The organism is Microvirga sp. GN3 (genome assembly GCF_055792825.1).
The window spans coordinates 1-25,251 of the sequence record NZ_JBVVAK010000023.1 but is presented as its reverse complement, the minus strand read 5'-3'; the positions used below and the strand labels follow the sequence as shown (position 1 = coordinate 25,251).

General features: G+C 61.7%; 24 protein-coding genes and 1 tRNA gene. 14 read left to right on the top strand and 11 right to left on the bottom strand.

Translation table 11 applies throughout. The features are described from left to right. The first annotated feature begins 48 nt into the window (after positions 1-48). The 4 genes from ACS5Q1_RS13485 to ACS5Q1_RS13470 all read left to right on the top strand — a co-directional run bounded on the left by ACS5Q1_RS13485 (position 49) and on the right by ACS5Q1_RS13470 (position 5,653). Positions 49-1,584, top strand: coding sequence for an amino acid permease (locus tag ACS5Q1_RS13485; RefSeq protein ID WP_473098676.1), 1,536 nt, complete (start codon positions 49-51; stop codon positions 1,582-1,584). Positions 1,585-1,647: 63 nt separating this feature from the next. Further along, positions 1,648-3,018, top strand: a complete 1,371-nt coding sequence (locus ACS5Q1_RS13480) for a glutamine synthetase family protein (protein WP_473098675.1) — start codon at positions 1,648-1,650, stop codon at positions 3,016-3,018. A 68-nt stretch (positions 3,019-3,086) separates the two neighbouring features. Then, a complete protein-coding gene (locus ACS5Q1_RS13475; RefSeq protein WP_473098674.1) occupies positions 3,087-4,478 on the top strand; it encodes an aldehyde dehydrogenase family protein in 1,392 nt (463 codons plus the stop codon). Between the two features lie 11 nt (positions 4,479-4,489). Beyond that, on the top strand, positions 4,490-5,653 hold the full coding sequence (locus ACS5Q1_RS13470; protein ID WP_473098673.1) for an iron-containing alcohol dehydrogenase: 1,164 nt from the start codon (positions 4,490-4,492) through the stop codon (positions 5,651-5,653). A 195-nt stretch (positions 5,654-5,848) separates the two neighbouring features. Here ACS5Q1_RS13470 and ACS5Q1_RS13465 read toward each other — a convergent pair whose 3' ends face one another. After that, positions 5,849-6,445, bottom strand: a complete 597-nt coding sequence (locus ACS5Q1_RS13465) for an NADPH-dependent FMN reductase (protein WP_473098672.1) — start codon at positions 6,443-6,445, stop codon at positions 5,849-5,851. A 103-nt stretch (positions 6,446-6,548) separates the two neighbouring features. On the opposite strand from ACS5Q1_RS13465, the gene ACS5Q1_RS13460 reads away from it, so the two are divergent. Continuing rightward, positions 6,549-6,953 (top strand): winged helix-turn-helix transcriptional regulator, encoded by a 405-nt coding sequence (locus ACS5Q1_RS13460; protein WP_473098671.1) that lies wholly within the window; start codon positions 6,549-6,551, stop codon positions 6,951-6,953. 1 nt (position 6,954) lies between these two features. On the opposite strand, the gene ACS5Q1_RS13455 is transcribed toward ACS5Q1_RS13460, so the two are convergent. Next, on the bottom strand, positions 6,955-7,614 hold the full coding sequence (locus tag ACS5Q1_RS13455) for an HAD family hydrolase (protein WP_203440993.1): 660 nt from the start codon (positions 7,612-7,614) through the stop codon (positions 6,955-6,957). 178 nt (positions 7,615-7,792) lie between these two features. On the opposite strand from ACS5Q1_RS13455, the gene ACS5Q1_RS13450 reads away from it, so the two are divergent. After that, complete coding sequence (locus tag ACS5Q1_RS13450; RefSeq protein ID WP_473098670.1) at positions 7,793-8,560, top strand: ion transporter; 768 nt, start codon at positions 7,793-7,795, stop codon at positions 8,558-8,560. A gap of 5 nt (positions 8,561-8,565) precedes the next feature. On the opposite strand, the gene ACS5Q1_RS13445 is transcribed toward ACS5Q1_RS13450, so the two are convergent. The 4 genes from ACS5Q1_RS13445 to ACS5Q1_RS13430 all read right to left on the bottom strand — a co-directional run bounded on the left by ACS5Q1_RS13445 (position 8,566) and on the right by ACS5Q1_RS13430 (position 13,942). Continuing rightward, positions 8,566-9,672, bottom strand: a complete 1,107-nt coding sequence (locus ACS5Q1_RS13445) for an ABC transporter ATP-binding protein (RefSeq protein ID WP_473098721.1) — start codon at positions 9,670-9,672, stop codon at positions 8,566-8,568. Positions 9,673-9,677: 5 nt separating this feature from the next. Then, positions 9,678-11,867, bottom strand: a complete 2,190-nt coding sequence (locus tag ACS5Q1_RS13440) for an ABC transporter permease (RefSeq protein ID WP_473098669.1) — start codon at positions 11,865-11,867, stop codon at positions 9,678-9,680. Between the two features lie 112 nt (positions 11,868-11,979). Then, the gene (locus tag ACS5Q1_RS13435) at positions 11,980-13,026 is read right to left on the bottom strand and encodes an ABC transporter substrate-binding protein (RefSeq protein WP_473098668.1); all 1,047 of its coding nucleotides are present in this window, start codon (positions 13,024-13,026) and stop codon (positions 11,980-11,982) included. A 121-nt stretch (positions 13,027-13,147) separates the two neighbouring features. Beyond that, positions 13,148-13,942: an inositol monophosphatase family protein gene (locus ACS5Q1_RS13430; protein WP_473098667.1), complete on the bottom strand. Its 795-nt coding sequence runs from the start codon at positions 13,940-13,942 to the stop codon at positions 13,148-13,150. A gap of 195 nt (positions 13,943-14,137) precedes the next feature. Here ACS5Q1_RS13430 and ACS5Q1_RS13425 point away from each other — a divergent pair, with 195 nt between their 5' ends. From ACS5Q1_RS13425 to ACS5Q1_RS13390, 8 genes are all read left to right on the top strand, one after another. After that, a complete protein-coding gene (locus tag ACS5Q1_RS13425; RefSeq protein ID WP_203440988.1) occupies positions 14,138-14,584 on the top strand; it encodes an NUDIX hydrolase in 447 nt (148 codons plus the stop codon). A 113-nt stretch (positions 14,585-14,697) separates the two neighbouring features. Continuing rightward, entirely contained in the window at positions 14,698-15,870 is a 1,173-nt protein-coding gene (locus tag ACS5Q1_RS13420; RefSeq protein WP_473098666.1) for a zinc-dependent alcohol dehydrogenase, read from the top strand. A gap of 11 nt (positions 15,871-15,881) precedes the next feature. Continuing rightward, positions 15,882-16,457, top strand: coding sequence for a cyclase dehydrase (locus ACS5Q1_RS13415; RefSeq protein WP_473098665.1), 576 nt, complete (start codon positions 15,882-15,884; stop codon positions 16,455-16,457). Between the two features lie 9 nt (positions 16,458-16,466). Next, positions 16,467-16,916, top strand: a complete 450-nt coding sequence (locus ACS5Q1_RS13410) for a DUF488 domain-containing protein (protein WP_473098664.1) — start codon at positions 16,467-16,469, stop codon at positions 16,914-16,916. A 39-nt stretch (positions 16,917-16,955) separates the two neighbouring features. After that, entirely contained in the window at positions 16,956-17,498 is a 543-nt protein-coding gene (locus tag ACS5Q1_RS13405; protein WP_473098663.1) for an MOSC domain-containing protein, read from the top strand. A 301-nt stretch (positions 17,499-17,799) separates the two neighbouring features. Then, positions 17,800-19,611 carry an ABC transporter ATP-binding protein gene (locus ACS5Q1_RS13400; protein ID WP_473098720.1) on the top strand — a complete coding sequence of 604 codons (1,812 nt, stop codon included), beginning with the start codon at positions 17,800-17,802 and terminating at the stop codon, positions 19,609-19,611. A 41-nt stretch (positions 19,612-19,652) separates the two neighbouring features. Next, a complete protein-coding gene (locus ACS5Q1_RS13395) occupies positions 19,653-20,150 on the top strand; it encodes a GAF domain-containing protein (protein WP_473098662.1) in 498 nt (165 codons plus the stop codon). 9 nt (positions 20,151-20,159) lie between these two features. Beyond that, entirely contained in the window at positions 20,160-21,449 is a 1,290-nt protein-coding gene (locus ACS5Q1_RS13390; RefSeq protein ID WP_473098661.1) for an NAD(P)/FAD-dependent oxidoreductase, read from the top strand. Positions 21,450-21,677: 228 nt separating this feature from the next. Here ACS5Q1_RS13390 and ACS5Q1_RS13385 read toward each other — a convergent pair whose 3' ends face one another. From ACS5Q1_RS13385 to ACS5Q1_RS13365, 5 genes are all read right to left on the bottom strand, one after another. Next, positions 21,678-21,989: a hypothetical protein gene (locus tag ACS5Q1_RS13385; RefSeq protein ID WP_473098660.1), complete on the bottom strand. Its 312-nt coding sequence runs from the start codon at positions 21,987-21,989 to the stop codon at positions 21,678-21,680. A gap of 109 nt (positions 21,990-22,098) precedes the next feature. Beyond that, positions 22,099-23,778, bottom strand: coding sequence for a M10 family metallopeptidase (locus tag ACS5Q1_RS13380; protein ID WP_473098659.1), 1,680 nt, complete (start codon positions 23,776-23,778; stop codon positions 22,099-22,101). A gap of 383 nt (positions 23,779-24,161) precedes the next feature. After that, positions 24,162-24,428: a hypothetical protein gene (locus ACS5Q1_RS13375; protein WP_473098658.1), complete on the bottom strand. Its 267-nt coding sequence runs from the start codon at positions 24,426-24,428 to the stop codon at positions 24,162-24,164. 215 nt (positions 24,429-24,643) lie between these two features. Continuing rightward, positions 24,644-24,718: transfer RNA gene (locus ACS5Q1_RS13370), tRNA-Thr, on the bottom strand. 64 nt (positions 24,719-24,782) lie between these two features. Then, on the bottom strand, positions 24,783-25,251 hold a 469-nt coding region (locus tag ACS5Q1_RS13365), incomplete at its 5' end, for an aminotransferase class I/II-fold pyridoxal phosphate-dependent enzyme (RefSeq protein WP_473098657.1).

Sequence of the window (25,251 nt, the reverse complement as noted above, 5' to 3'; positions counted from 1 at the left end):
ATGACGTGCCATGACCTGAAACGCAGAACTTCTTGGAGGATCAACTCGATGTCAGTCGGACAAGGAAGCACGGGGGTCCATGCCCCGCCGGCCGGAGCGCAAGGCGCTGCCGGCATCACCTACACCACGGTGGATGAAAGCTATTTCGAGGCGCGGCGTCTCAAGCGCCATGCCCGCGTCTGGTCACTCTGGGCGCTCGGCGTCGGCGCGGTGATCTCGGGCCATTATTCCGGTTGGAACCTGGGCCTCACCAACGGCTTCGGCGCGATGTTCTTCGCCACCATTATCATCGCGATCATGTATCTCGGGCTGACCTTCTCGCTCGCCGAGATGTCGCCGGCTCTGCCGCATACGGGCGGTGCCTATTCCTTCGCGCGCACCTCCATGGGGCCGTGGGCGGGATATATCACGGGCATCGCGGAGAACATCGAGTTCGTGCTGACCCCAGCAGTGATCGTGTTCTTCATCGGCTCGTATCTGTCCGCGATCTTCGAGACGGCGCCGGCCTTCCAGCCCGTCTACTGGGTGCTGTGCTACGCCCTGTTCGTCGGGCTCAACATTGTCGGCGTCGAGCTCTCGTTCAAGGTGACGGTCGGGGTGACGCTGGCGGCGCTTGCGGTGCTGGCTTTCTTCTACGTGTCGGTATTGTTCTCCGGCCAGTTCGACTTCGCGCGCTGGGCGCTGAACATCGGTGCCGACGGTGCCGAACTGCCGAGCGGCGGTGGACCGTTCCTGCCCTTAGGAATCGGCAGCATTCTCGCCTCGCTGCCCTTCGCGGTCTGGCTCTTCCTCGCCATCGAGCAGCTGCCGCTTGCGGCGGAGGAGTCGCACGATCCGCAGACCGACATGCCCAAGGGCATCATCGCCGGCATCCTGACCCTGATCGCCTCCGCATTCCTCGTGCTCTTCCTGAACACGGGCATCGCGCCGGGCGCCGCAGGCTTGGGAAAATCCGGCGAGCCGCTGCTCGACGGGTTCCGTACCCTGTTCGGCACGGATATCGCGAAGATCTTGGCGGCGGTTGCGGTGATCGGACTGATCGCCTCCTTCCACACCATCATCTTCGCCTTCGGACGGCAGATCTACTCGCTCTCGCGGGCCGGGTACTTTCCGAGCTTCCTGTCGGTGACCCACGGCGAACGCAAGACGCCTCATGTGGCGCTGATCGCAGGTGCTGTGCTCGGCCTTCTGGTGATGCTGATCATCTGGTTCGCGCGCGGTGCCGAGGCCGGAGCTACCGTTATCGGCGGCACGCTGCTCAACATGGCGGTCGCCGGCGCGATGCTCGCCTACTTCATGCAGGGCATGTCCTACATCGTCCTGAAGAAGAAGTTCCCGAACCTGCACCGGCCCTACACGAGCCCCTTCGGCATCGCGGGCGCCGTGATCTGCATGGTGATCGCGGCGGTAACGCTCTACTTCCAGCTGACGGACTCGGTCTTCCAGACCGCCGTCATCGGCGTCGCCATCTACTATGCCGTGATGATGGCCTACTTCCTGCTGATCGGACGCCATAAGCTTATCCTTTCGCCGGAGGAGGAGTTCGCCCTCACCAAGGGCGAGAGCGAGTACAAGTCGCATTGATGCGAACCGGGAGCGCGCGCAACCGCGCGCTCTCATTTCCCTCTTCGGTCAAGGTTTTTCTTAATGGACGCTCCCAAAATCAAGAATGCCACTGAGGCCGCGGAATATGTGCGCAGCCGCGATCTTCCATTCGTGAAGGTCGGCGTGACCGATTCCGACGGCATCATGCGCGGCAAATACATGGCCCGCGACAAGTTCGAATCCGCTCTCGAGAAGGGCTTCGGCTTCTGCGACGTGGTGCTGGGTTGGGACTCCAACGATCAGCTCTATGACAACACGAAGCTCACCGGCTGGCATACGGCTTATCCGGATGCATCCGTGCGGGTGTTGCCGGAGACCATGCGGCTCATTCCGTTCGAGAACGATCTGCCGTTCTTCCTCGCCGAGTTCGATGGCTACGCGGAGGCCGCCTGCCCACGTGGCGTGCTACGCCGCGTGCTGAAAAAGGCGGAGGATATGGGCTTCGCAGTATCGGCCGCAGCCGAGTTCGAGTTCTTCCTGTTTGAAGAGACGCCGCATTCCGTGCGCGAGAAGAATTATCGCGATCTCAAGAACATCACGCCGGGCTTCTTCGGCTATTCGGTACTGCGTTCAGGCGTTCACGCGGATTTCTACCACGAGCTTCTCGACCTCGCGAACAAGATGGATTTCGAGATCGAGAGCCTGCACACCGAGACTGGACCCGGCGTGCTGGAGGCTGCGATCCGTGTCGACGACGCGTTGAACGCAGCCGACAAGGCGGCCCTGTTCAAGACCTACACTAAGATCCTTGCCCAGCGCCGCGGTTGGATGGCAACCTTCATGGCGAAATGGTCGCGCGACTGGCCTGGCCAGTCCGGTCACCTGCACGCCTCGCTCAAGGATCTGCGCACCGGCAAGGGCGCGTTCTACGACGCCCAGGCCAAGCACAATATGTCGGAGACCATGCGCTGGTTCGTCGGCGGGCAGCAGAAGCTGATGCCGGAACTCCTCGCCATGGTCGCCTGCACGGTGAACAGCTACACCCGGCTCATTCCCGGCTTCTGGGCGCCGACCGATTCCGCCTGGGGGGTGGAGAATCGCACCACGGCGCTCCGCGTCATTCCCGGTTCCGAGAAGTCGCAGCGTGTGGAGTATCGGGTCGCCGCCGCCGACATCAATCCATATATCGCGCTCGCCGCCGCCATCGGCTCGGGCCTGTGGGGCATCGAGAACCAGATCGATCCGGGTGAGCCGATCCAAGGAAACGCCTATGCGGTGGAGCACCCGAAGGAGCGGGCGCTGCCGCGTTCGCTCGGCGAGGCTGCGGAGCGGCTGAAGGGCTCGCAGGCCGCAAGGCAGCTCTTCGGCGACACCTTCGTCGAGCATTACGCGGCGACCCGTGAATGGGAGGAGCGCGAGGCTCGCAAGGCCATCACCGATTGGCAGCTCGCGCGCTACTTCGAGATCATTTAAGAGACTTCATGACACACGAGAGGAGAGGACTATGATCCGTGAAGACTCATAGTCTTTCGAGCATTATCATGGCTGATACCGATATCGTCTGCATTTCCCCCATCGATGGACGCGAGCTTGTCCGCCGTCCCATTCTATCCGAGGCCGCCATCGATGCGGCGGTCAAGGCTGCGCGTGAGGCTCAAGTTACTTGGCGCAACACGTCCATTGCCGAGCGCGTGCAAAAGGTCTCCACCTTCCTTGATGCGCTGCTGGCCATGAATCAGGAGGTGGTGCCGGAGATCGCTCTGCAGATGGGCAGACCGGTGCGCTATGGCGGCGAGTTCCGCGGGGTCGAGGAGCGCGCGCGCTACATGATCTCGATTGCGGAGAAGAGCCTGCAGCCGATCCCGGCCGATGACGAGAAGCCGGGCTTCCGTCGCATGATCAAGCGCGAGCCGGTTGGCCTCGTGCTCGTCATCGCGCCCTGGAACTATCCGTATCTCACCGCCATCAACACCATCGTGCCGGCGCTCATGGCCGGCAATGCCGTGCTGTTGAAACACGCTTCGCAGACGGTGCTCGCCGGCGAGCGCTTCCAGATGGCCATGGACCGGGCTGGACTGCCGAAAGGCCTGTTCCAGAACCTGCATCTCTCGCACGACCAGACGAGCCGTATCCTGGGCTCTGGTCTCGTCGACCATTGCAACTTCACCGGCTCCGTCTCCGGCGGGCGTTCCATCGAGCATGCGGCGGCAGGAAGCTTCACCTCGCTCGGGCTCGAACTCGGCGGTAAGGATCCGGCCTATGTGCGCGAGGATGCCAATCTCGATCACGCCATCGAGAACCTCGTTGACGGCGCGTTCTTCAATTCGGGCCAGTGCTGCTGCGGCATCGAGCGCGTCTATGTGCATGAGAAGCATTACGACCGCTTCGTGGAGGGCGCGGTCAACCTCGTGAACTCCTACGTGCTCGGTAATCCGCTCGACGATGCGACGACATTGGGACCGATGGCGCATAGGCGCTTCGCCGATCTCGTGCGCCAGCAGAATGCGGAAGCGGTGTCGAAGGGCGCGAAGGCGCATATCGATGCCAAGAAGTTCGCCGCCGATGTGGGCAGCACCGCCTATCTCGCGCCGCAGGTGCTCACAGAAGTCGATCACTCCATGAGCGTGATGCGCGAAGAGAGCTTCGGTCCGACCGTCGGTATCATGAAGGTGAGGGGCGACGAGGAGGCGATCCGCCTCATGAACGATTCGCCCTACGGTCTCTCCGCGGCCATCTGGACCTCCGACGTCGATGCGGCGGAAGCCATCGGCGAGAAGCTCGAGACCGGCACCGTGTTCATGAACCGCTGCGATTATCTCGATCCCGCGCTTGCCTGGACCGGCGTCAAGGATACGGGCCGCGGTGCAAGCTTGTCGAGCTTGGCTTACGAGTCGCTCACCCGTCCGAAATCCTACCACCTCCGTCAGATCTGATTGCGAGTATCATGACTACATCTCCCCGCTCCAACTGGAACTACCCCACCGCCGTCCGCTTCGGCGCGGGCCGCATCTCGGAACTCGCCGAGGCCTGCAAGGCTGTCGGCATTTCGTCGCCGTTGATCGTGACGGATCCTTTCCTCGCCACACAACCAATGACAAAGGCGGCGCTCGAACAACTGACGGGTGCTGGCCTCAAGGCGGCGATCTTTTCGGACATCAAGCCGAACCCGGTCGAGACCAATGTTTACAAGGGGCTCGAGGTCCTGAGGTCCGGCAAGCATGACGGTGTCGTCGCCTTCGGTGGCGGCTCGGCGCTCGATGCTGGCAAGGTCATCGCCTTCATGGCGGGCCAGACGCGACCCATGTGGGATTTCGAGGATATCGGCGATTGGTGGACCCGCGCCGACCCGAAAGGCATTCTTCCGATTATCGCCGTGCCGACGACTGCAGGCACAGGCTCGGAGGTTGGCCGCGCCGGCGTGATCACGCAGGAAGCCACGCACACCAAGAAGGTGATCTTCCACCCGCTGATGATGCCGAAGATCGTGATCTGCGATCCAGAGCTGACAATCGGCATGCCGCCCCACATCACGGCCGGTACCGGTCTCGATGCGCTCGCGCATTGCATCGAGGCCTATTGCGCACCGGGCTATCACCCGATGGCCGACGGCATCGCGGTGGAAGGCATCCGCCTCGTAAAGGAATACCTGCCGCGCGCCTACAAGGATGGCAAGGACATCGAAGCCCGTGCGCAGTTGATGTCGGCCGCCGCCATGGGTGCCACGGCGTTTCAGAAAGGCTTAGGCGCGATCCATGCCCTCTCGCATCCGACCGGAGCGCTCTACGATACGCATCACGGCCTGACGAATGCGGTCTTCATGCCCTACGTGCTGGTCTATAACCGCAAGGCCATCGAGGAGAGGATCGAGCGGCTTGCCGCCTATATCGGTCTCGAGCCGTCGTTCCAGGCCTTCCTCGATTGGGTGCTGCAACTGCGCAAGGATCTCGGCGTGCCGCACACCCTGGGGGGCCTGAAGGTCGATGCGGCCCGTTTCGACGAGATGTCCGAGATGGCGCCCAACGATCCCACCGCCGGCGGCAATCCGGTGCCGATCACCAAGGAGAGCGCCCGCAAGCTCTTCGAGGATGCGCTGGCCGGACGGCTCTAGAGCATCGGACCCAAAAGTGGACCCACTTTTGGGATTCAATCCAATGTTCCACTCTTTGAAGAGCGCATCGTTCGACGCGGAAAACCGGGTCCACTTTTCCGCACGATGCGCTAAAAGAACATCGCTCGATCAATGACAAAGGCACCGCTGCGGATATCAGCGGTGCCTTTTGATTTGAGAGATGATGACCGGTGTTTAGGCGGCAACTTTCAGAGGCGTCTTGCGCTCGGCCCGCAGCGACTTGAGAGCCTCCGTCCAGCGGAAGAGTTCGTCGAGCATCGTGGCCGCCGAGGTCTTGTAGATGTCGGGAGCGTTGAGATTGCCGTTCTCGTCCAGGTTCTGGAACACCATCGGCATAGGAACGCCTTCCGGGATCGGCATCATCTTCAAGGTCGTGACGATCTGCTTCGCCACCTGAACGGAGCGCAGGCCGCCCGAGATGCCGCCATAGCTCACGAAGCCGGCCGGAGTGTAGTTCCATTCCCGCGAGAGGAAGTTCAACGCATTCACGAGCGCCGGGGGCGGGGCGTAGTTGTATTCGGGCGTCACGAATACGAAGGCGTCGGCGGCAGCCACGCTCTCGGCCCAAGCCTTGGTGTGAGCATGACGATAGTTCTGCTTCATCGGGTGCTCGGGCTCGTCGAAGACCGGCAGGTTGAACTCCGCCAGGTCGACCAGGACCGGCTCGAACTTGCCATGCTCGGCCGTGTATTTGCTGAACCATTCAGCGATGCTGGGGCCAATCCGGCCGGGACGGGTGCTGCCGATGATGATGTGAAGCTTGGGCTTCATGGGGCGTCCTTGATTTGCAATCGGTGAGTGGAACCCGTAAGTTCCGTTTTGTAACCGACGCTCATTAAGTAACTTATCGGCTGCTTTGCAAGGAGGCACTTTCATGTCACCCAGTCACATCCATGTGCCTGACCATTGCCGGACGGTGACCGAAATCCTGTCGCGCGTCGGCGACAAGTGGAGCGTCCAGGTTGTGGTCCAGATGGGCGAAGGACCTAAGAGATTCAATGAGTTACGCCGCTCGGTAACGGGGATCTCGCAGCGCATGCTGACTCTGACGCTGCGCGGATTGGAGCGCGACGGGCTCGTGACCCGTACCGTCTACCCGACCATTCCGCCGCGGGTGGATTACCAGCTCACAGGACTGGGTTGCTCCTTGCTCAGGACTGTACGCGGCCTCGGCGAATGGGCGATCGCCAACCGCGACGAGATTCTGGCAGCCCGGCAACGCTTCGACGAGGGCGGTGATGCTGACGGCGACGTTTCGCGGAAATTCGACGCTGCCTGATTTAGCGACCGGTCCGGTGCTCCAGGATCTCCCAGAGCGCGGGGTCCCGGAAGGTCATGACGGCACCATCGGCGCCGACATCCCGCATCTCGTCCGCCGTGAGTCCCGTCAGGACGCCGAAGGAGAATAGGCCGGCAGCCTTGGCGGCCCTCATGCCGGAGGGTGAATCCTCGAAGGCGATGGCCTCTTCCGCCTTGATTCCCAGTCGCTCCAGCGCTGTCAGATAGGGCAGGGGATCGGGCTTGCCGCGTTCGACCTCCTCGATAGTGATCTCAACCTTGAACCGCCCTGCCAGCCCGAGCACTTCCAGCATGTGGTCCGCGTTGAGACGCGGCGCGTTGGTGACGAGCGCGATCTTGATGCCGCTGCCCTCGGCCCAATCGAGGAGATCCAGCAGGCCCTCCAGCGGCTTCAGTTGTGTAGCCATGCGGCGGAAGGTGGCCTCCTTCTCGTCGGCATAGGCTTCGTGCCGGTCGACTGGCAGATGCGGCAGGAGCGAGGCGAAGATGGCCTCGTTGGTTCGCCCGATGATCTTCGAGCGGTAGATCTCCTCGTCGATCGCCACGCCCTCATCCTTGAGGACCTCGGCAAAAGCCTCAAGGTGGACAGGATCGCTGTGCACCAATGTTCCATCCATATCGAAGATCAGAGCTTTGAGCATCGGGACGTCTCTCAACAATGTCGGGCCTCGGGGCGAGGGATAGCCCGCTTCGCCTCGGAAGGCACCCCGTTGGAATTGCAACCCTGCTCTATAGATAATCGGGGACCTGATAAACCGTATAAAGCGTGATCCCACCGATGGTTCGTATCCTTTCCCGCTCAATCGATGAGATCTTCCGATGCGGGTGACCGATAAGCTGAGGCTTCTTTACGAGGGGGACACGCAGGAGGCGCACCAGTTTCGCTATGCGCTCCTGGTCTTCGACGTGACGACGATCCTTTTCATCGTCGTCACCTCCTTCCTGCCGCGATCCCCGGCCTTCGAGTGGATGGACATAATCATCGGCCTGATCATTCTGGCCGATTTCTCGGCTCGCCTCGCCATCAGCCGGACGCCATGGAGGGATCTGGCCCATCCGACCACCTGGGCTGACATCGTCACGATCGTGTCCTTTCTGGCATTGTGGATTGGGGAGGGCTTAGGATTCCTGAGAATCCTGCGCACGCTGCGCCTGCTGCGGACCTATCAGCTGCTCGCGCGCCTGCGCACCGACAGCGTCTTCTTCAGGCGCAACGAGGATATCATCATTGCCGCTGTCAATCTCTGTGTCTTCATCTTCGTCATGACCGGCTTCGTCTACGAGACGCAGCGCCGGACGAATCCGGAAATCGGCAATTACATCGACGCGCTGTACTTCACTATCGCGGCTCTCACCACCACGGGATTCGGCGACATTACGCTGACGGGGACGCTGGGACATCTGATTTCCGTCATCATCATGATCTTCGGCGTCACACTCTTCCTGCGGCTCGTGCAGGTGCTTCTCCGTCCCGACAAGGTGCGCTTTCCCTGTCCCGTCTGCGGCCTGCAGCGGCATGACAGAGACGCGGTTCATTGCAAGGCCTGCGGCACGACCCTCAATATTCCGGACGAGGGAGCGATCTGAACGCGTTATGCGTTCGGGACGATGGCGACGCCGCGCTGCATCACGAATGAGATCGATACGGGCGTGCCCGGAGCAATCGGTTCCTTGCGGCCGTACTGAACCACGAACAGGTTCCCGATGGCGCTTTCCACCTCGTATTCCACCTGCGTACCGAGATAGGACGCCTTCCGCACTGTGCCGACGAGCGCGCCGGAGGCGACCGCCGACTCGTCAATCAAAATGGCATCCGGCCGAACGGCGAGTTTGACAGCACCCTGGCTCGCATTCCTGTGTGGAAGCTGGAGGCCTACATTGCCGACATTCACCTGCGCCGTCGATCCCGAGATGCTCACGAGGTCGCCGGAGATGATGTTGGCATCGCCGATGAAGTCGGCGACGAACAGGTTCGCCGGTTCTTCGTAGAGTTCGCGCGGCGCGCCGGTCTGGGCGATGCGAGCGTTGGACATGACGATGATGTGGTCGGAGACGGCGAGCGCTTCCTCCTGGTCGTGCGTCACATAGGCGACAGTGAGGTTGAGGCTCCGCTGCAGCTCGCGGATATCCTCGCGCACCCGGCGGCGCAGCTTGGCGTCGAGGTTGGAGAGCGGCTCGTCGAAAAGCAGGACCTGCGGCTCCAGCACGAGCGCGCGGGCCACCGCCACGCGCTGCTGCTGGCCGCCGGAGAGTTCGGACGGCGCCCGCTTCTCAAGCCCTTTCAGGCCGATGAGTTCGAGCTTCTCCATCGCCATCTCGTTGGCGTCCTTCTTCGACACGCCCTGCACGGAGGGACCATAGGCCACGTTCTCCAGCACCGACATATGCGGGAAGAGCGCATAGGACTGGAACACCATGCTCACATCGCGATCAGCAGCCGACAGGTTCGTCACGTCGCGGCCACCGATCAGAATCTGGCCTTCACTCGCCATCTCAAGCCCTGCGATCATGCGCAAAGTCGTGGTCTTGCCGCAGCCGGAGGGCCCGAGCAGGGTCACGAGCTGACCCGGCTCGATGGTGAAGGACACATCGTCCACCGCAGTGACGTTGCCATAGCGCTTCGTCACATTGCGGAATTCCACCGATGCCGCCTCCTTCTTGGAGGCTACCGGGCGGGACAGGGTGCTGATGGAGGACATCTTGTTCATGGGACGGCCTGGACGGCAACGGGAGAGGGAGAGGTGCTCGCGCTGCGGCGCCCGAGGCGCCGCTCGCCGACGGCCAGCTGGATCGCCACGATGGCGAGCAGCATGACGAGGATGAGCACGGTGGAATAGGCAATCGCGAGGCCGAATTCGCCTGCCTCGACGCGGCCGACGATATAGGTCGTCGCCATGTTGTACTCGGCGGTGACGAGGAAGATCACGGCGCTCACGGCCGTCATCGCGCGCACGAAGGAATAGACGAGCGAGGCGACGATGGCCGGTCGCAGCAGCGGCAGCACCACGCGGCGCATGGTGGTCGACGAGCGGGCGCCCAGCGTCAATGAGGCCTCATCCAGGCTCTTGTCGATCTGGCTCAAGGTCGCGATGCCGGAACGCACGCCCACTGGCATGTTGCGGAAGACGAAGCACATCACGAGGATGAAGCCGGTGCCGGTAATCTCGATCGGCGGCACGTTGAAGGCGAGGATGTAGGACACGCCGACGACGGTGCCGGGAATGGCGAAACTCAGGAGCGTGCCGAACTCGAAGGCGCGCTGGCCGGAGAAGCGCTGGCGGGTGAGGAGATAGGCGGTCAGAAGACCGATGGCGGCGGTCAGCGGTGCCGAGAGTGCGGCCACCTTCACGGTAGCGAAGAACGAATCCCAGGCCGAGCCGGAGAAATAGAAGCCCGAGCCGGAACGCTCGATGCGGAAGGCCGTGAGGAAATGCTCGAAGGTCGGCGTGTAATCGCGGCCCATGGAACGGACGAAGGCGCCGACCACGATGATCGCGTAGATGGCGACGGTGAAGAGCGCCCAGGGCAGCGCCGTGAGATAGGAGGCCAGTGCCACCCGGCGAGGGAGCGGCAGGGGAATGCCGGCGTCGCCCTTGCCGGTCACCGTGGTGTAGACCTTCTTGCCGAGCCAGGCATGCTGCAGCCAGAAGGCCCCGAGTGTGAAGGCCAGCAGGATGATGGAGAGCACGGCTGCGCGGCCCTGATCCTGCTGCGCGCCCACGACGGCAAAGAAGATTTTTGTGGAAAGAACCTCGTAGTTTCCGCCCAGCACCAGCGGATTGCCGAAATCGGCGAGGCTCTCGACGAAGCCGAGGAGGAAGGCGTTCGCGAGACCCGGACGCATGAGCGGCAGCGTCACCGTCCAGAAGGTCGTCCAGCTCTTGGCGCGCAGGGTTTGTGAAGCCTCCTCGAGTGTCGGGCTGATACCCTGCACGACGCCGATCAGGACGAGGAAGGCAATCGGCGTGAAGGCGAGGAGCTGTGCGATGAGCACGCCGGGAAGGCCGTAAATCCAGCGTGAGCGCGGCACGCCGAACCATTCCCACAGCACCGCGGAGAGCGCGCCCGAGCGGCCGAAGAGCAGAATGAGAGCGAGGCCGATCACGAAGGGCGGTGTGATGATGGGCAGAACGCTCATCACGCGCAGGAGCTTCTTGTAGCGGAAGCTCGTGCGCGTCGCGATCAACGCGAAGGCCAAGCCCAGTGCCGTGGTGCCGACGCCCACGAGCAGCCCAAGGAAGAGCGTGTTCCACGCAACGCCGCAGCGCAGATCGCTCGACAGGCAATCCAGACCCCAGATCGAACGGTCCAGGAACTTCACGAAAAATTCGTATGGAGCGAAGTTGCCGCTGTTGTCGGCAAAGGCACTCGCGAGGATCGTGGTGACCGGGAAGAAGACAAAGACAGTGATGAGGGCGATGACGACGCCAATGGACGAGGTGACGAAGGCATCGCCGCGACACCAGCCATGGGCCGCAAGGCCGTGGCACAGGATGATGAGGAAGGCGGTCGCGGTCAGGGCTGCGCCATAGCCCATGCCGGCCTGGCTGGGACCGGGCTCGCCGAAAAGACCTTTCAGAATATCGAGCGTCCAGCCGTTGAGGCCAATGGAGAAGCCTTGGAGAACGACGAAAGCGAGGCCGAGAAGGCCCGATGCGATGAGCCAGTTGCCGTTGGCTTGCGCCGCAGGGCGAAACACCGGAGCCAACGCCATGCACAGGGGGGCCAGGATCGGCAGGAGCCACCACGCGCCTTTGAACCCGTGGACCAGAGCCGATCCGCTGACGAAATAATCGGCGAGGGTGGGAACGGCAGTCCGGTCGAAGCCGTACCAGGGCAGGAGGGCAAAGCCGACCCAGCTCAGAACGATCCAGCCAAGGGTTGCCCGTGACATCTTCTGTTCTCGCCTCAAGACCGATGCGAAGCTCGGTCTTCACTGTGATCAGGGTATGGGGATGCCTTGGCGAAGTGAAACATCTCTTCGCCAAGGCATGCTTTATGTCCGACTATTTCGGCAGGTTCTTCACCTCGTTGTCCCACTTGGACAGGAGGCGCTTGCGCTCGGCCGAGGAACCGTATTTCGCGAAGTCGAAATTGATCAGCTTGATGTCGGTGAGCTTCGGCGCCTGGGGGGGAACCGGCGTGTTCTTATTGGACGGTACCTGATACGACTTGGCTTCCGCGCCGAGCTTCTGCGCATCGGCGGTGAGCGCCCAATCGTAGAATTTCTTGGCGTTGTCGAGGTTCTTGGCTCCCTTGATGATCGACATGGAGCCGATCTCGTAGCCCGTGCCTTCGCAGGGAGCGACCACCTTCACCGGCGCCTTGTCGACGACCATCGTCACGATGTCGTGCATGAAGGCGATGCCGGCGGTGGTCTCGCCGAGGGCCATGGCCTTGGCGGGGGCAGCACCCGACTTCGTGTATTGATTGACGTTCTTGTGCAGGGCCTTGAGGTACTCGAAGCCTTTGTCCTCGCCCATGATCTGCACGATGGTGGCGAGAAGCGTATAGGCGGTGCCGGAGGAGTTTGGATCTGCGACCTGCACTTCATCCTTCAGCTCCGGCTTCAGCAGATCCGCCCAGCATTTCGGCTCGCCGATCTTGTTCGATTGCGCGAGTTCGGTGTTGTAGCCAAAGCCGAGTGCGCCGGAATAGATGCCGACGGTGCGGTTCTTGGATTGCTCCCACTGGCGCATGGCCCAATCCTGCAGGTCACCCATCTTCGGCGACTTGTATTCTTCGGTCAGCCCTTCCTCTGCCGCCTGCATGTGCGGGTCGCCTGTACCACCCCACCAGACGTCGGCGCGGGGATTGGCAGCCTCGGCCTTGACCTGGGCGTAGATCTCACCGGAGCTCTTGCGGGTCATGGAAACCTTGATGCCCGTCTCGCGCTCGAAGGCGGTCGTCATGGCACGGCACCATTCCTCCTGGACTCCGCAATACATGACCAGTGCGCCCTGCGCCTGGGCCGTGCCTGCGGACATGAAGGACAGGGCCGTCATGGTGCCCGCCAGCATGGTTGCTGCAACGAAATTCTTCTTCACACTCATTTTATCCTCCCATGGTATTGTTTTTGTTATTGATTGGTCGGCTAAGCTCTCTCCATTGGGGCAGCGGGTCAAGAGCCTAGCCGGCCATTCAAATCTGAATCTTTAGAATAAGATGCCGGACTCAAGGCTCTTGCGAGATGCCGGTTGCGGCCATCAGCACATCGGCCAGCTCTGGCGTACAGGCGAGAACCGGATTGCCCTTCCTGAGTCCGTCCTTGGCCAGGAAATTGTTGGTCCAGCCTCCGGCTTCCTCGATGATCAGAAGCCCGGCTAGGACATCCCAGGAATTGATGTGGAGCTCGCAATAGGCATCGATGCGACCGTCCGCAACGTAAGCGAGGCCGAGCGTGCCCGAGCCGGCGCGGCGCACATTGGCGCCACTCCTCTTCAATCTGTCGACGGCGGCGATGTAGGGTTCCGGCGGCAGGCGTGATGACCAGCCAGCCTCCACGGTCGCCTGCCGCATGTCGGCAAGGCCGCTGACACGGATCGCCTCGCCGTTGAGGAGCGCGCCGCGACCGCGCCGGCCGGTGTAGAGCTCGGCCTGCATCACGTTATAGATCACGCCGATCTCGACTGTTCCCTCGCGCACGAAGGCGATGGAAATGGCAAAGTGTGGGATGCCGCGGGCGAAATTCGCCGTACCGTCGATGGGGTCGACCACCCAGACATCGCGCTCGAAGGAGCCGCCGCCCTCCTCACCGAAGAAGGAATCGTCGGGAAATAGCTCGCTCAAACGGCGCCGGATCAGCTCCTCCACCTCTGCATCGGTGGCGGTCAGGAAGTCCTGGGGGCCCTTGAAATCCGGCCGCTGCGAGCGCGGCCGTTCCAGAAAGCGCTTTCGCGCCAACACGCCCGCTTCCCGGGCGATGGCGCAGGCGGCGGCAAATCTCATCTCCAGGCTGTCTGTCGTCATCGTGTCGGGGTGTCCTTCCGGATCAAAAACGGCGTTTCCAATGTTATGTGGCAGTCATGGAACTTTGAGAGGATGGAGAATCGTATGAGGGCGGAGATCGACGATGTCCTCATATCTTTTCGAATTGATCCTTCCTTAGCCGGCTCAAATCATCTATGTTACAAACTATCTCACTAGGAATTCTACTCTCGTCGAATGCCCCAGACACCAAAAGAAGAACTCAGCCAGGTTGCGGCGCTCCCTTTCCGAATCAAGGACGGCAGGATCGAGGTGCTTCTCGTCACGTCGCGCGAGACCAAGCGCTGGCTGATTCCGAAGGGGTGGCCGATGAAGGGCAAGAAACCGCACAAGGCAGCTGCTCAGGAGGCCGAAGAAGAGGCCGGCGTGAAGGGCGAGATCGAGAACAAGCCTCTCGGCTTTTACGATTACTGGAAGCGCCGGACCACGCATTTCGATCTCTGCCGCGTCAACGTCTATCCGCTCGAAGTCTCCAAGCAGCTCAAGTCCTGGCGTGAAAAGGGGCAACGCAGAGCCCAGTGGTTCGAGGTGGAAGAGGCGGCGCATCAGGTTCTGGAACCGGCGCTCGCCGATCTCATCCGAAGCCTGCCCGAGCATGTGCAACCCCTCGCATCGGTGGGGTAGCGGGCGGAATTTACGGAAGCCCAGGGAACCCGCGGCCCTTCAAGAAGTCTTTCCCCTGACGAATGCGGTCAAGCGGCGGAGCTTGACCATTTCCATGCAGTGAGGAGACTTCGATGAAGGCGCTTGTTTGGCACGGCACCACCGATATTCGTTGCGATTCGGTTCCCGATCCGCAGATCGAGCATCCGCGCGACGCAATCATCAAGGTGACGAGCTGTGCCATCTGCGGCTCCGATCTTCACCTCTATAACCACTTCATGCCCGGCATGAAATCTGGCGACATCATGGGGCACGAGACCATGGGCGAAGTCGTTGAGGTTGGTGCCGAGTCCAAGAGCAAACTGAAGGTCGGCGACCGGGTGGTGATCCCATTCACGATCATCTGCGGCGAGTGCGAGCAGTGCAAGCGCGGCAATTTCTCTGTCTGCGAGCGCACGAACCGCAACGGTCATATCGCGGCCAAAGCATTCGGCCACGCGACGGCGGGCCTGTTCGGCTACACGCATCTGACCGGTGGCTATGCGGGCGGGCAGGCGGAGTATCTGCGCGTGCCCTTTGCCGATGCCACCCATATCAAGGTGCCGGACGGTATACCGGACGAGAAACTTCTCTTCCTCAGCGACATCTTCCCCACTGGCTGGCAGGCTGCCGTGCAATGCGACATCCAGCCGACCGACACGGTAGCGATCTGGGGCTGCGGACCCGTGGGCCAGATGACGATCCGCAGCGCCGTTCTGCTCGGGGCGAAGCAGGTCATCGCCATCGACCGGATCCCCGAACGGCTCGCCATGGCAGAGGCCGGCGGCGCCGTCACGATTAACATTGATGAAGAGAGCGTGATCGAGCGCCTCAACGAACTCTCCAATGGCAAGGGGCCCGAGAAGTGCATCGATGCCGTCGGCATGGAAGCGCATGCGACCGCGACGATCGATTCCATGTATGACCGGGTGAAACAGGCGACGATGATGGAGACGGATCGTCCGCATGTGCTGCGCGAGATGGCCTATGTCTGCCGCCCGGCCGGGACGCTCTCGATTCCCGGCGTTTACGGCGGCTTGCTCGACAAGATTCCCTTCGGGGCAATCATGAACAAGGGGCTCACTATCCGTACTGGCCAGACACATGTGAACCGCTGGAGCGACGATCTTCTGCGCCGCATCGAAGAAGGTCAGATCGATCCGTCCTTCGTCATCACGCATACGGTGTCCCTCGATGAGGGGCCTGACATGTACAAGGTCTTCCGCGACAAACAGGACGGCTGCATCAAGGTCGTCATCAAACCCTGACAGGTGAGATCATGCGCTACGAAACCGAAAGAACGCGCCGCCGTGGTCAAGCCGACACGGCAACCGACACTTTGGCCCGCGGGCTCGGCCTGTTCTCCATCGCTCTCGGGATCGCCGAAGTGGCAGCACCTCGTGCACTGGCACGAGCGCTCGGCCTGAAAGGGCAGGAGGGGCTGATCGCCGGCTATGGCATGCGCGAAATCGCAACCGGCATCGGCATCTTGGCATCGAAGGACCCGACACCCTGGATCTGGGGGCGTGTCGCCGGTGACGGGCTCGACCTTGCAACGCTGGCGACGGCTCTCGAAGGCGACAACCCGCAGAAGGGCAATGTCGGCATCGCCATGGCGGCGGTCGCCGGCATGACGGCACTCGATGTCTATTGTGCGCAGACCTTAAGCCGCGAAAGCCCGCATCCGCTGGAGCCGTTACAGGATTATTCCGACCGCACCGGCTATCCGCGCGGTATCGAGCAAAGTCGTGGTGCGGCCAGCGATTTCGAGGTTCCGCGGGACTTCCGCACGCCCGAGGCGCTGCGGCCCTATACGCAACCAGAATCGCCTCGACATCCTCAGCCGTCCATGTAACTTCGCGGCATGACAAAGCCGCCAGTTTTTACCATCGGATATGAGGGAGCGGATGTGGACCGCTTCCTCACAACCTTGAAGGACGCAGGAGTCGCAACCCTCGCAGACGTCCGCGCCGTTGCGCTCTCGCGCAAGCGCGGTTTCTCGAAATCGGCTCTCTGCGATGCCCTGACGAGCCAAGATATTGGCTATCAGCATTTCATCAAGCTCGGCACGCCGAAGGAGGGACGTCAGGCGGCTCGGGCCGGTGACGGCGACCTGATGCGCCGGATTTATTGCGACGAGGTTCTGGCCACTGAACCGGCTCAGGAGGCTTTTCGCGAACTGGAGGCTCTCGCTCAAGCCCAGCCGATTTGCCTGCTCTGTTTCGAGCGCGATCCGGCCAATTGTCATCGGCGCATTCTGGCCCAGCGTCTCGCCGAGAGGGGCTTCGAGACGGTGGATCTGACGGTTCTCTGACGCTACAAGCGAGAGGGGCACAGGAAGGCAGGGCAAGAGATGCAGGCAGTCGTCACGGCGGTGAGCAGTAGTCCCAGCCATAGCTTCAGCAAGCCCACCCGCGATTCCATCCGCCTTCTCGCTGGCCTCGGGGTCGAGGACGATGCCCATCGCGGCACAACGGTCAAGCATCGCTCCCGCGTGGCGAAGGATCCGAGCCAGCCGAACCTGCGGCAGGTTCATCTGATCCACGCAGAGCTGCACGACGAGCTACGGGCGAAGGGCTTTGCCGTATCGGCCGGCGACATGGGCGAGAACGTCACCACGCGCGGCATCGATCTTCTCGCCCTTCCGGCCGGTTCACGTCTGCTGATTGGCGAGAGCGCCGTGATCGAGGTGACGGGACTGCGCAATCCCTGCGTTCAGATCGACCGCTTTCAGAAGGGCCTGATGAAGGCGGTTCTGGACAAGGACGATCATGGCAATCTCATCCGCAGATCCGGTGTCATGGCCATCGTTCTCGAAGGCGGCGAGGTGAAAGCGGGCGATGCCATTCGGGTGGAAATGCCATCCGAACCGCACCGGCCTCTCGAGGTCGTCTGACCTTTCTCGAGTCGATGAAACAAAACTGCAGTTGCCAAGTTGAACGAACTGCACTACTTTGCGCTTAGGTTTAATTTCTAGAGAGGGAGGACTGCATGGCTTTTGTGTGCTTGCTGAACGTTCCTCCCGCGTTCGGACTTTAGGTCCGACCAGACGGGGCTCCAAGGCCCGGCAACCCTTACCAAGCTTCCATCATTCATGATCTTCGAGCGACGTCGGACGCTGTAAGCCGCCGTCTCCGCTGTCGCTCTTCAAAACTTCGGGGAGAGGTGTGCGCTCCAGGCGCCGCCTGTTCGCTTCCATGAACCAGCAGAAGAAGAGCGGGGACGCCACCCGCGACGTCTTGAGATTCACTTTCCGCCATTGGCGCGAGGAACCGCGCTATGTGGTGCTGATCGTCGTCACCATGATGGTCTCGACACTCGCCGACGTGTTCATGCCCGTCTTCGCGGGGCGCCTCGTCGATGCCATCGCCATGGGCGTCAGCGACCGCGATGCTGCATTGCATGCGGCCCTCGTCGCCTTCGCTTTCATGACCAGCCTCGGCCTACTGATGATCGTCATGCGGCACTTGGCGTTCTACGGCATCGTGGAGCTGACGCTGCGGGTGATGGGGCGTGTGGCGCAGGATGCGTTTGCGCGCGTCCAGCGTTTCTCGACCGATTGGCACGCGAATTCCTTCGCCGGCTCCACCGTGCGCAAGATCACGCGCGGCATGTGGGCGCTCGACCTGATGCACGACACGCTCCTGCTCGCTCTACTGCCCTCGCTCACGGTGCTTGCCGGCTCGATGATCGTGCTCGGTCTGCGCTGGCCGGTGATGGGCGTCGTCATCGGCCTGAGCGCGCTTGGCTACATCGTTATGACAGGCTTTCTCGCGACCCGCTATGTCGCGCCGGCGGCGCGGCTTGCGAATGCGTGGGATACACGGGTCGGCGGCACTCTCGCCGATGCCTTGAGCTGCAATCCCGTCGTGAAGGCTTTCGGTGCGGAGGTGCGCGAGGACCAGCGCCTTACATGGGTGCTGGGCAAGTGGCAGAGCCGCACGCGCCGCGTCTGGCAGCGCGGCACCAACAGCGGCACGGTGCAGTTCATCGCGCTGCTCGGCATCCGAGCTGCCATCATCGGTACGGCGATCTGGCTGTGGTGGCAGGATCGTGCGACACCGGGTGATCTCGCTTACGTGCTCACGACCTATTTCGTGATCCACGGCTACCTGCGCGATGTCGGTATGCACATCAATAACCTACGCCGCTCCGTGAACGACATGGAGGAGCTCGTCGAGATCCACCGGGAGCGCGTCGGCGTGCCCGACCGGCCCAATGCGAAGCCGATCCGCATCTCGCGCGGCGAGGTCGCGTTCGACCGTGTCACGTTCCACTATGCGGGACATGATACGCCGCTCTACCGGGATCTGTCCTTGACGATCCGGGCGGGTGGGCGCGTCGGCCTCGTGGGGCCCTCGGGATCGGGCAAGACGACACTCGTCAAGCTGATCCAGCGTCTCTACGACGTGACGGGCGGGCAGATCCTGATCGACGGACAGAACATCGCCCAGGCCGAGCAGGCATCCTTGCGTTCGCAGATCGCCATCGTGCAGCAGGAACCGATCCTGTTCCACCGCACGCTGGCCGAGAACATCGCCTATGCTCGTCCCGGTGCCGGTATGGCGGAGATCGAGCGGGCGGCACGGCTCGCCAATGCGCACGACTTCATCATGAGCCTGCCCAAGGGCTATTCCACCCTCGTGGGCGAGCGCGGCGTGAAGCTTTCGGGCGGCGAGCGTCAGAGGGTTGCCATCGCGCGCGCCTTCCTGGCCGATGCGCCAATCCTGATCCTGGACGAGGCGACCTCGGCGCTCGATTCGGAGTCCGAGGTGTTGATCCAGCAGGCGATGGAGCGGCTCATGGTGGGGCGTACCTCCATCGTGATTGCGCACCGCCTCTCGACCGTGCGCACCCTCGACCGCATCCTCGTCTTCGACAAGGGGCGGTTGGTGGAGGAGGGGGATCATCTGACCCTCTATCGCAAGGGCGGCCTCTATCGCCGCCTCTGCGACCACCAGGGGCTGGATCTCGCCAAGGCGCCCCGGTCCGACATGGCTGCCGAATAGGGATCTGGACAAGGTCCCTTCAGAATCCTAAGGAAAATCCCATGTTTGAAGTCAAAGACATCCCCATCTCCGACAACAAGCGGGACTTTTATGCTTCGCTCGCCCAGCAGCTTTCCGGACTTCTGGAAGGCGAGCCGGATGCGATTGCGAATGCCGCCAACATGTCGGCCCTGATCTATCAGTTCCTGCCCGATCTGAACTGGGCCGGGTTCTACTTCATGCGCGGCGAGGGCCTTGTTCTCGCTCCCTTCCAGGGCAAGACCGCCTGCGTGCGCATCGCGGTCGGGCGCGGCGTGTGCGGCACGGCGGTGGAGCGCAAGGAATCCATTGTGGTGCCGGACGTCCATGCCTTCCCCGGCCACATCGCCTGCGACAGTGCTTCCCGCTCCGAACTCGTCGTGCCGCTCATCAAGGACGGCAAGGTGCTGGGCGTGCTCGATCTCGACAGTCCCAACCCGAACCGGTTCGACGAGGAGGATCGCGAGGGCTGCGAGAAGCTGGTGCAGATCTATCTCAAGGCTTCCGAGTTCCCACTTTAGTCCTCAGATATGCAGCCCGCCTATATCGACACCTATTACAGCCGGACCGCCGCCACGACGGAAACCTATCCGCAGGCGACGGGACGGATCGAGGCGGATGTCTGTATCGTTGGCGGCGGATTAGCTGGACTGACGGCGGCTTTGAAGCTTGTGCGCAGCGGGCGAAAGGTCGTACTGCTCGAAGCCCAACGCGTGGCCTGGGGCGCCTCCGGTCGTAACGGCGGCTTCGTCTCGGCAGGTTATGCCACAGGACTCGCTGCCATCGAGCGCCGTGTCGGGCCCGATCAGGCGCGAGAGCTGTTCCGCCTCTCCATGGAGGGGGTGGAGATCGTCCACGGCAATATCGGCGAGTTCGGGATTCAGGATGCGCATCCAGTACCCGGCATTGCGAAGGCGCTGCGGTACGACTCGCACGGAGCCCTGCAGGCTGCGCGCGAGCGCCAGCAGCGCGAGTTCGGGTTGCAGCTTCGGTATCTGCCTCGCGAAGAGGTGGGAGAACTCTTCGTCTCGCCGAAATATCACGAGGCGGTTCTGGATGAAGGCGCCTTCCACTTCCACCCGTTGAATTACGGACGTGCGCTGACCCGCGAAGCCACACGCCTGGGCGCTTCGATTCATGAGCACTCGCCGGTGGTCTCTGCAGATCTCGACGGCGTGCGCAAGGTCGTCCGCACGAAGCATGCCGAGATTTCGGCCGAGCATGTGGTGTTCGCAACGGGCGGCTATACCGGCGGCATCCTGCCCGCGCTCAAGCGCGCCTTCCTGCCCATTGCCACTTACGTCCTGTTGACGGAACAGGCGCCGGATCTGGTGCAGAGCGCCATCCGCACGCGGGCCGCCATCCTCGATGATCGCCGGGCAGGGGATTATTATCGACTCGTCGATGACGGAAACCGGATCCTGTGGGGCGGACGTATCACCACGCGCACGACTGATCCGAGCGATATCGCGGCCCTGCTCAGGCGCGAGATGGTGACGACCTATCCGCAACTGTCCGGTTTGAAGGTCGAACTCGCCTGGTCAGGCCTCATGTCCTATGCCCGGCACCTGATGCCTCAGATCGGTCAATGGAAGCCGGGTGTGTGGTACTGTACGGCCTTCGGCGGCCACGGCATGAACACGACGGCGATTGGCGGGACGGTGATCGCGGAGGGCATTACCGGAGAGAGCGATCGCTATCGCCTTTTTGCGCCGTTCGATCTGGCATGGAATGGCGGCGTCTTCGGCCGTGCCGCAGTTCAGCTTACCTATTGGAGCTATCAGGCCGCCGATGCGGCCAGGGAGTTACGCTCCCGCTGAACGCGCGAAATCGATACTGAATCACATCTTCGCGGCGGATGCCACAATCCAAAGGCAGCTGAAGCTGAACGCAAGGGCGATCAGGTTCATGAGATAGGCCAGGGCATCATTGGCGGGGTGGCGTTTTCCCGTTTGATCCATCGCGCTTCCTCTCAAGCCGGAAGGTCTTGCGATGTGGATAATGCCTAAGCTTGCCGTCTGTCCAGATGGTTAACACATAATTTTCAGTCAACCACCAATCGTCCCGTGGATCGTTCCGAGGCGCCGGCTTTCGCAGGAGCAATCGCCGCCGCTGGAGAGCGGTTCGGCGATCCAGCACACACCTTTCGGTGTCACGCAGGTCGAGCCCTGGCGGATTCCCGCGCGGGTCCGCTCATAGGCCCGCAGCCGATGCTCACGAAAATAGGTGCGCTCCGTCGAGCGGAAGGAGGCGGCAAGATCCGTCTCGGGCAGTGGCTTTTCGCTGTCGGCCGCGAGAACGAAAGTCGGAGCGGCCAATCCGGCAAACAGGGCGAGGCAGGCGGCGATGGATGTTTTCATTCACGGCTCCCAAGGTCGAGTCTGTTCAACGGATGAAGAAACCCTCCTCGCATCATCACTTGCCAGATGGCAACCCGCCTCTCTGAGGCGGCCGATCACAAAAACCTGATCACAAATAGAAGTCGCTTTTCGACAATGCGGAGAGCGCTGCGACATTGATCTTGAAATCTGCTGACTTATCGCCGTTCACGTCACCTGATACGATGCCGTCGGCAAAGCGCAGCTCACCGGACTTGCCATGGAAAGCGTTCTTCCCAATGAAAGTGAAGGCCTGATTGCCCGTCGCAGAGGTCTTCGCATCGATGCTGCGCAGATCGATATGATCCGAGCCGCGACGGAAATCCGTGATCGTATCGATGACGGATCTGCGGGAGTCGCTCACAGCCTGGAAGATGAAAGCATCCGCTCCACTGCCCCCGGTGAGCGTGTCCTTCCCGCTTTGGCCACAGAGCTTGTCGCTGCCCGAGCCGCCTTCGATCACATCGTTGCCGCTGCGCCCGTAGAGCGTGTCCTTGCCGCCTTCACCCTTGATCGTGTTGGAGGCGCCGTTCCCGCGGAGTGTGTCGCCATAGGCGCTGCCGACAAGACCTTCGATGCTCGCATAGCTATCGCCCGAGGCGTCGCCCCGATTGCTTGACGAGGATTGCAGATCGGCGGTCACGGTGGCCTTCGCCGCGACGTAGCTTGCAATGTCGGTGCCTGTTCCGCCGTTCAGCAGATCCTTGCCGCTTCCGCCGATCAGCACGTCGTTGTTGCTCAAGCCATAAAGCTTGTCGTTGCCGCCATTCCCGCGAAGTGAGTTGCCGGCGATATTGCCCTTGATGACATCGCTTGCGGAGCCGCCAGAGGCATTCTCGATCAGGGAAAGCGTGTTGCCCTGATAGAGAAGAGCATTGGCGATGTTGCCGGCCGCAAGTTTCGAACCATCCCAATGCAGCTTCGCACGTTGCTCCTGGGACGTGGTCGTCCAGGCTCCGGGCTGGAGATCGATGGAGAGCTCGGTGGTGTAGTTGGCGAAGCTGTAGGTATCGGAACCGCCGCCATCCCAGACGGTCAGCAGGATCTGATTGCCGCCGGGAGCGCCCTGGCTGACTCCATTCACAATCATTTCACCCGTCGACGGGCTCCACGAATACAACGTGTCGCCGGCATTGGTCGCATAGTTTGCGCCGTAGATGTGCTGGACCGCGGCGATGTCGTACATCATGAGAGACTGGGCATAGCCCCAGGTCTCATTGGTATAGCCCATATCGGCCGAAGCGCCCGCATATGAGCGGTAGCTCATCACGGTATATTCCATGCCGTCGCGATCGAGCGGCATGCCCCCTTCATGGGCATGCTCGAGGCCGAGGGCGTGCCCGATCTCGTGGACGATGGTGAGATAGGCGTAATTGCCCTTCGCAGGGCTTGCATAGATGCGACTGGAATGGTTGATCCAGACGTCGCCGCCCGTTGCATCCGTTGTCGGGAAGTAAGCCCACGCGGTGCTCGGCAGGTCCGATTGCGCAAAGCGCAGATCGGCCGATGGTCCGCTTGCGCTGTCCATCTCCTGGAAGGTCAGATTGCTGACGGCCGAGTAGAGATTCAGCGCCGAACGCGTAACGAATTGCTGCCCACCATTGAACGCGCCAAACCCCTTCGCGGCCTCACCATCTCCATAGGACGAACCGTATGAGGTGGCGGTCGTGGGAAAGCTGTAGGTCAGGTTGCTCGGCACCCATTTGATGTTGCCGAGAATGGCATCGATGTAAGCGTTTCCCGTTGAACTATATGTCTCGACAGCAGGCATGGTTCTTCAATCGAATAGAGCAGAAACTGATAAGGCGAAGGTTCGTGCGAGATCTGGCCGGCAAATGGAAAGCAGCCTTGTTTTCGGAAAATAAGAAAAATCTCTTCCGGAAAGCTTAAGCGTGCCGTTCGACTGCGCTGCAACGCAAAGCGTTACAATAGATCATGGCATGCCATCGAATGGAGGCCCCAGCGAGATTGTTTTCGTCAGTTGATTTCGCGCGAACTTTATCGCTTCAGAGCCCATAACGGATTCTCGAGAGGACTAAAAGCGGATCTGCTTGAATATTACCTCGCCCGACAACATGCCGCATGGCAGCATTCCTTGTACGCCGGTTCCGGGACATCTTGTGTCAGGGCTTTCTGCGACCGGTTTTTCTGTCCCTATGAGGAAAGACGCCCGCCCCGTTTGGCGAGAGCTTGGCGGATACTCGCTTTGAAGCGGATTTGCGTATGAAGAGGTGAGACTGCGGTTCTGACGCTTTCCCCACTCACTCCTTTATCGCGCGTTGCGATCGCCTCCTGAGCCAGAAGGCGAACATCTTCAAGCCGCCATTCCTCGCTCAGCCACGTCCTGCCGATCACTTTGAGAATTTGTTCGAGCGTCGCATAGGGATCCGCGATCTCGGGCGCCGTGGCCGCATCCTTCATGATGTCCCCCCTTATGCCGGAGTTTTCCCCGGTCATTTTGGACGGAATGCCTGCCTTAAGTGACAAGTGTTCCTAGGTCACAAGTATGGCAAAGCTGCAGCCGGAAAGAAACTGCACTTTTGAACAGGTTCAGATGTCGGGGAGTGACGCCAATACTTTCCGGAAAGCGACCGGTCCGGATCGAGATTAGAACCGCCGCGCGTCAGGCGTTTGGCTGGTGCTGCCAGAGAGGATCGAACTCTCGACCTCTCCCTTACCAAGGGAGTGCTCTACCACTGAGCTACGGCAGCGCGCCAACGGGGAGGGCCGCTTACTGCCACAGGGCAGCCCTCCATGCAAGCTTGAAAATGATCTTTATTCAGCCGCCTGGATTTTCGGCTCCAGGGGGAGACGAAGCGCGGTCCAGACCTCCACCAGGGCGGCGGCCAGGGCGTCGATATGGGCGTTCGAATGGAACGGTCCTGGAGTGATGCGCAGCCGCTCGGTGCCGCGGGGCACGGTGGGATAGTTGATCGGCTGGATGTAGATGCCGTGCTTGTTCAGCAGCCGGTCCGAGGCCGCCTTGCAGGCTTCCGCGTCGCCGACCATCACCGGCACGATATGCGTGACGGTGTCCATGACGGGCAGGCCGACGCCGGTCAGGACCGCCTTGGTGCGGGCCACCTGGCGCTGCTGCTGCTGACGCTCGGCGGAGGATTCCTTGAGGTGCCGGATCGAGGCGGTGGCGGCCGCGGCGACGGCCGGGGGCAGGGCGGTGGTGAAGATGAAGCCGGGCGCGAAGCTGCGGATCGCATCCATCACGGCCCGGGTGCCGGTCAGATAG